The following is a 6708-nucleotide window of genomic DNA, read 5'->3' as shown; positions in this document are numbered from 1 at the left end:
ACCCTTCGCGGTCAGGCGCGCATTCTTGTGCATGGTTGTTCCCCTCGCGGATGGGAGCTGGGTGTTTGGCGACATCAGCTTCGCCCTCCGGTCAGAGGGGAACAACCTCTTGAAACATCACAACTAGGCGCGCGCCGGGCGGATCAGTCGGCGTCAGTCCGCGTCCTTGCCGTCCGCGCGCGGGTCGAGCGCGATCGCCTTCGGGTCGCAACCGCGCGTCGCCGCTTCCGGCAGCAGCCACCAGTCGCGACGGTTGGCGATGCCGAGCGCGATCGCCTGCGTGCGGTCGACGCAGGTGGGGATCGCCTCGCCGAGCGCGAACACGAAACGGCGCGGGCGCGCGCGCTGCCAGGGGATCGCCTGTTGCCACTGGCGCACCCACTGCTCGCTCCAGTCCTCGTTCTTGGCGAAACCGAACGTCACCACCGGGCGGTCGATGGCCAGCAGGTTCTGCTCGCGCCACGCCACCAGCGCCAGTTCGCCGTTCCCGACCAGGCGACTGGCGCGCGTCATCACCTCCTCGGCGGAGCTGGAGCGGTTGAGGATCGGATAGCCGACCAGTCCGAACAGCACCCACAGCCCGGCCAGCGCCCAGGCGACCGCCTGCGGCGCGCGCCGCACGCGGAACCACAGCAGCGCGCCGGCCATCCACGCGCCGACCGCGAGCAGGAACGCGCCGAGCGCGCGCATCTCGCCCGCGCTGAACCCGCGCTGCGCGACCAGCTTGGCCTGCAGGTCGGCGTGACCGGCCAGCACCGCCGCGCCGAGCGCCGCCGTCGCCACCGCCAGCAGCGCGACGAACGCCGCCAGCAGACCGCGCATGGCGCGCCTGCGCAGCACGCCGGGCAGCAGCGGCGCGAGCGCGAGGCATGCCATCGGCAGCGCGGGCAGGATGTAGACGTCGCGCTTGCCGTCGGGAATCGAGAAGAACACGACGATCAGCGCCCACCACGCGATCGGCAGCAGGTAGCGCGCATCGCGCCGCTCCAGCCGCCGCCGCCACGCCGGCAGCGCCCACGGCAGCGCCAGCATCGGCGGCAGCCACATCGTCAGCATCACCCCGAGGTGGTACCAGGGCGGGTTGTGGTGGTCCCACGACTTCGCGTAGCGGCCCGCGGTCTGGCGGAACAGGATGTCGTCCATGTAGGCGCGGTACGCCGGGTCGTGCGCCGCGCGCGCGGTCGCCGCCAGCACCATCGGCACCAGCCACAGCGACACCGCGGCCACGAACGCCAGCGGCGCGCTCCAGAATCGCCAATCGCGCGCATGCAGGCGCACGTTCGGCCAGCGCGCGAACGACGCGACCGCGGCCGGCACGATCATCAGCAGCGCCAGCGCGCCCACGCCCTTGGTGATGGTGCCGATGCCGGCGGCGCACCAGCCCAGCCACCACCAACCCCAGCGCGGCCCCTGCAGCAGATGGCGCAGCAGGCCGTAGTTGGCGAGCGTGATCCAGAACACCACCGACGGATCGATCTGCGCCTTCTTCGCCTGATAGGTGAAATGCAGGGTGAGCAGCAGCGCCCAGCCGGCGTAGAGGCCCACCCGCCGCGTCCACAGCCGGCGGCCCAGATCCACCACGCACCAGAGCGTGCCGAGCGCGGCCAGCAGCGACGGCAGCAGGAACGCCACCCGCCAGTTGCCGGTCAGCGTGTACGCCGCCGCCTGCGTCCACATGAACATCGGCGGCTTGTCCGAATACAGCTCGGTGCCGCGATGCGGGAACAGCCAGTCGCCGCTTTCCACCATCTGCTTGGCGACCAGCGCGAAACGCGGCTCGTCGGCCGGCCACGGATCCCGCAGCCCGATCCCCGCGCCGAGCACCAGCACGGCGACGATCCAGAACAGCCAGGTTTCGCGGGAGGCGCGGGAGGCGAGCATCGACGGCATCGGGGATTGGGGGATGGGTAAGGATCGCAGATCGCCAGGCGATGCGGCCGGGGGCGTCGGTCGCTGAGCGACCTCCCCTTCGAGGAGAGAGTTTGGGAAGGGATGGTGTCTGCGCCCCTACGAGCGCAGACGCGACGCTCGCGCGGACGAGCACCATCCCCACGCCGGCCCTGCCCTTGAAGGGGAGGGAGAGGGGCGCGGCGCACGCACCATGACGGGAACGGGGATCGGCTGTGGACATCGGTGGCGGATCGAGATCCGCCCTACGAATCGCCCGATTCCGAATCCCCGCCCTTCCGCACTCGCGCGTAGAAGAACCCGTCGGCATCGTCCTCGCCCGGCAGCCGCTGGCGACCGGCGCCGCTGGCGCGGCCGAAGCGGGCGTCGAGCGGTTCGGCCACCGCGTCCGGCGTGCGCGCGAGGAAGGCGTCGATCTGTGCGGCGTTCTCCTCGACCAGGATCGAGCAGGTCGCGTACAGCAGCACGCCGCCGGGCGCGAGCGCGCGCCACAGCGCATCGAGCAGGGGCGCCTGCGTCGCCACCACCGCGTGGAGGTCGGATTCGCGGCGATGGCGCAGCACGTCCGGCTGGCGACGCACGATGCCGGTGGCCGAGCACGGGGCGTCGAGCAGGATCGCGTCGAACGGCACGCCGTCCCACCAGGCCGCAAGGTCGGACGCATCGGCGGCGAGCAGACGCGCTTCCTGCCCCAGCCCGACGCGCGCGAGCGTGGCGCGCACCAGCGCCACGCGCGCCGGGTCGATGTCGAGCGCGGTCAGCCGCAGCGTGGGATCGCGCTCGAGCAGGTGCGCGGATTTGCCGCCGGGCGCGGCGCAGGCATCCAGCACGCGCGCGCCCGTCGATGGCGCGAGCGCGTCGGCGCACTGCTGCGCGGAGGCGTCCTGCACCGAAACCTCGCCCTCGCCGAAGCCGGGCAGCAGCGCGACCGGCACCGGGCTCGCCAGCCGCAACGCTTCGGGGCGCACCGCATCGGGATGCGCTTCGATGCCGAGCGCGTCGAGCCGCGCGCGGTACGCCTCGACGGTGGTGCGCTGCCGGTTGACGCGCAGCCATTGCGGCGGCAGCGCGGCGCTCGCCGCAAGGATCGCCGACAGCTCCTGCGGCCAGTCGCGCGCGAGCCGCGCGCGCAGCCATTCGGGCCAGTGCGCGTCGGGCGCCACCTCCGGCAGGCCTTCGCGCTGCGCGCGCCGCAGCAGTGCGTTCGCCAGCCCGGCCTGATGCGCGCGCCCCATCGCGCGCGCGGCACCGACGGTGGCGTCCACCGCCGCGTACGCCGGCAACCGCAGCGCATCGAGCTGGGCCAAGCCCGCCAGCAGCAGCGCGCGCAGTTCGCCATCGCGCCGCGGCAGCGGTTTCGCCATCCAGCGATCGAGCGCCTGCTCGTAGCGCGCCGGCTGCCGCAGCACCGCCAGCGCGATCGCCTCGGCGAGCGCGCGGTCGCGCGGATCGGCGAGCTTCGGCAACGCGGCGGCGAGCTCGGCCTTCAGCGAACGGCCGCGGTGCAGCACGGCATCCAGCACGCGCGCGGCGACCACGCGTGGCGCGGCCCCGGCGCCGGTCGTCGGCCCGCTCACGCGCCCGCGGCGGCCAGCTGCGGCCGGCCGTTGAGGTAATCGGCGGCGCTCACCGGGCGTCCGCCTTCGCGCTGCAGCGTGCGCAGGCGCAGCACGCCTTCGCCGCAGGCGACATCGATGCCGTCGCGGCTAGCGCGCACGAGGGTTCCCGGTGCGGCGGCGACGCGCTCATCGAGCGCGATCGCACCGTGGATGCGCACGCGCTCGCCCGCCAGCTCCGCTTCCGCGATGGGCCACGGGTTGAATGCGCGCACCTTGTTGGCGAGCGCGCGCGCCGGCTGCGACCAGTCCAGCTTCGCCTCGTGCTTCTCGAGCTTGTGCGCGTAGGTCACGCCCGCGTCCGGCTGCGGCTGCGGCACCGGACGGATGCCGGCACGCAGCAGCCCGAGGCCATCGGCGAGCACCTGCGCGCCGAGCGCGGCGAGGCGGTCGTGCAGCTCGCCGCCGGTTTCCTCCGGGCCGATCGGCGTCTTCTGCGCCAGCAGCACCGGGCCGGTGTCCAGCCCCTTCTCCATCTGCATCAGGCACACGCCGGTCTCGGTGTCGCCGGCCTCGATCGCGCGCTGGATCGGCGCCGCGCCGCGCCAGCGCGGCAGCAGCGAGGCGTGCACGTTCCAGCAGCCGAAGCGCGGGATGTCGAGCACCGCCTGCGGCAGGATCAGTCCGTACGCCACCACGATCATCAGGTCCGGCTGCAGCGCGCGCAGCGCCTCGCGCGCCGGTGCGCTGCGGAAGTTCTCCGGCTGCAGCACCGGGATCCCGCGCGCGATCGCCTCGCGCTTCACCGGCGACGGCGTCAGCGCCCGCCCGCGCCCCGCCGGCCGGTCCGGCTGCGTGTACACCGCGACCACTTCGTTGTGGCGCGCCGCCGCACGCAGCGAGGGAACGGCGAAGTCGGGGGTGCCGGCGAAGATGAGGCGCATGGGGCTCGGGAATCGGGAATCGGGAATCGGGAATCGGGAACCGGGAACCGGGAACCGGGAGCCGGGAGCCGGGAGCCGGGAGCCGGGAGCCGGGAGCCGGGAGCCGGGAGCCGGGAATCGTAACGGCCGACGCCGCTTTGGAACGAACCCGGGTATGCGAACCGCGCGCCTCGCGTTCCCCGGGCTGCCGGTTTCAGCGGCCCCGGCAAGTGACGCACCATCGGGGTTCGCGCCGTGTTGGTCTATCGCAGCACGAGTGACATCGCCGCATCGGAGATCGGCACGATTCCCGATTCCCGATTCCCGATTCCCGGCGCCCGCTACGCCCGCCGCCGCGCCTTCTCCAGCTTCTTGCGCACCATCTCGCGCTTCAGCGGCGAGAGGTAATCGACGAACAGCTTGCCCTGCAGGTGGTCCATCTCGTGCTGGATGCACACCGCCAGCACGCCGTCGGCCTGCATCTCGAACGGCTGGCCGTGGCGGTCGAGCGCGCGCACGGTGATGCGGTTGGCGCGGGTGACGTCGGCGAAGATGTTGGGCACCGACAGGCAGCCTTCCTGGTAGACCTGCTCGCCGTCGCGATCGACGATCTCGGGGTTGATGAAGACCAGCGGCTGGCTGCGGTCCTCGCTGACGTCGATCACCATGAAGCGCTCGTGCACGTCGACCTGGCTCGCCGCCAGACCGATGCCGGGCGCCTCGTACATGGTCTCGAACATGTCGTCGACGAGCTGCTGGAACGCAGGCGTGGTCACGCGCGCCGGATCGACCGGCCGGGCGACCGTGCGCAGGCGCGGATCGGGAAATTCGAGGATGGTCAGCCGGGCCATGGGCAAATGCGGGCGCGTGTCACAACTGCAGGCAGGGCTTGAATTGTAGGCGCTAAACCTTGCAAGTGCGCGGATTTTCTGGGCTATAGTCATGACTCCTGGGAGGGGAAGACAGGGTTCCGACATGTTCAAGCCCATCCGCGTGGCGCTGACGGCCGCGCTGTTGACGATCGCCAGCTACGGCATCGCCGCGGAAATGCGCGAAGGCCATCCCGACACCTACGTGGTGAAGAAAGGCGACACCCTCTGGGACATCGCCGGCCGCTTCCTCAAGCGTCCGTGGCTGTGGCCGGAGATCTGGCAGGCCAATCCGCAGATCAAGAATCCGCACCTCATCTACCCGGGCGACGTGATCTCGCTCGCCTACCTGAACCGCGTCGCCCAGGTCACGCCGGGGCCGCGCCAGGAGGCGCCGATCGACGCCATCCCGCTCGCGCAGGTCGAGCCGTTCCTGAAGAACATGCGGGTGGTCGACGACATCGAATCGCTGCCCTACGTGGTCGCGCTGGAGGAGGACCGCCTGCGCGGCACCCAGGGCCAGCTCGCCTACGTGAAGGGGCTCGAGGGCGCGCAGCCCGGCCAGCGCTTCGCGATCGTCCGCCCGACCGTGCGCTACACCCGCATCGACCGCGACGACTGCTGCGACCTGTTCCTGAAGGACGATCTCGACTACCGCGGCCGCCGCCTGCTGTTCGAAGGCGCGCTGTGGACCAACGCCTTCGTCGCCGAGAACGGCCGCGAGCTGCTCGGCTACGAGCTGGCCCAGCTCACCACCGGCACCGTCAGCCGCGTGCCCGGCGACGGCGTGGACACCACCACGCTGGTGATGGACGCCAGCGCCGGCCGCGAGGTGCGCGTCGGCGACCGCCTCGTGCCGGTCGAGGCGCAGCCCTACGACCTGCGGTTCTTCCCGCATCCGCCCAAGCAGTCGCTGGAATACGGCCGCGCCCGCGTGCTGGCGATCGCCGACATGCTCACCAGCGGCGGCCCGCGCGACGTGGTCGCGCTGTCGGTGGGCTCGCGCGACGGGGTCGACAACGGCACGGTGTTCTCCACCTGGCGCGTCGGCAGCACCGAGCCGGACCGCGTGAAGATCGGCTTCGAGCGCGACGGCACCCTGGTCGGCCGCGGCGACAAGGTGCGCCTGCCGGACGAGTACGCCGGCCACGTGATGGTGTTCCGCACGTTCGAGAACGTCAGCTACGCGCTGGTGATGAGCGGCGTGCGTCCGACCCGCGTGGGCTACGAGCTGAAGCATCCGGACGCGCCGTACTGAGCGCTCGGACGTTTCCGACAGCGCGACGCGACGGCGCCCGAGGGCGCCGTCGCCGTTTCCGCGGTAGCCTGCGGCGATGCATCCGGACGACGACATCGACGCGCTGCTGACGCTGGCGGCCGCGGGCGGCCCGGGCGCGCCGCGGCGCGCGCTGCTGGAGCGTCACGGCGCGCCGCGGGCGGCGCTCGCGGCCG

5 protein-coding genes are annotated in these 6708 nt (G+C 72.3%); 1 reads left to right on the top strand and 4 read right to left on the bottom strand.

Going from position 1 to position 6708, the window contains the following annotated elements:
• Positions 1 to 153: 153 nt before the first annotated feature.
• The 4 genes from FQY64_RS14405 to def all read right to left on the bottom strand — a co-directional run bounded on the left by FQY64_RS14405 (position 154) and on the right by def (position 5238).
• On the bottom strand, positions 154 to 1881 hold the full coding sequence (locus tag FQY64_RS14405; protein WP_146475406.1) for an ArnT family glycosyltransferase: 1728 nt from the start codon (positions 1879 to 1881) through the stop codon (positions 154 to 156).
• A 272-nt stretch (positions 1882 to 2153) separates the two neighbouring features.
• Positions 2154 to 3485, bottom strand: a complete 1332-nt coding sequence (gene rsmB, locus FQY64_RS14400) for a 16S rRNA (cytosine(967)-C(5))-methyltransferase RsmB (protein ID WP_146475404.1) — start codon at positions 3483 to 3485, stop codon at positions 2154 to 2156.
• Positions 3482 to 4408 (bottom strand): methionyl-tRNA formyltransferase, encoded by a 927-nt coding sequence (fmt, locus tag FQY64_RS14395; RefSeq protein ID WP_146475402.1) that lies wholly within the window; start codon positions 4406 to 4408, stop codon positions 3482 to 3484. The genes rsmB and fmt overlap by 4 nt, the downstream gene beginning before the upstream one ends.
• Before the next feature lie 320 nt (positions 4409 to 4728).
• Entirely contained in the window at positions 4729 to 5238 is a 510-nt protein-coding gene (gene def, locus FQY64_RS14385; protein ID WP_146475400.1) for a peptide deformylase, read from the bottom strand.
• 124 nt (positions 5239 to 5362) lie between these two features.
• On the opposite strand from def, the gene FQY64_RS14380 reads away from it, so the two are divergent.
• Positions 5363 to 6514 (top strand): LysM peptidoglycan-binding domain-containing protein, encoded by a 1152-nt coding sequence (locus FQY64_RS14380; protein ID WP_146475398.1) that lies wholly within the window; start codon positions 5363 to 5365, stop codon positions 6512 to 6514.
• Positions 6515 to 6708: the final 194 nt, after the last annotated feature.

The organism is Vulcaniibacterium thermophilum (assembly GCF_007923255.1).
In the GTDB taxonomy this organism is placed as follows: domain Bacteria; phylum Pseudomonadota; class Gammaproteobacteria; order Xanthomonadales; family Xanthomonadaceae; genus Lysobacter_F; species Lysobacter_F thermophilum.
Note: the sequence above shows the minus strand (reverse complement) of the source record. Positions and strands in the feature narration are given on the sequence as shown.

What these genes read in the sequence shown, in the direction of transcription:
- FQY64_RS14380 (WP_146475398.1), top strand. Translation starts at nt 5,363, where the DNA reads ATGTTCAAGCCCATCCGCGTGGCGCTGACGGCCGCGCTGTTGACGATC.
- fmt (WP_146475402.1), bottom strand. Translation starts at nt 4,408, where the DNA reads ATGCGCCTCATCTTCGCCGGCACCCCCGACTTCGCCGTTCCCTCGCTG.
- FQY64_RS14405 (WP_146475406.1), bottom strand. Translation starts at nt 1,881, where the DNA reads ATGCTCGCCTCCCGCGCCTCCCGCGAAACCTGGCTGTTCTGGATCGTC.
- def (WP_146475400.1), bottom strand. Translation starts at nt 5,238, where the DNA reads ATGGCCCGGCTGACCATCCTCGAATTTCCCGATCCGCGCCTGCGCACG.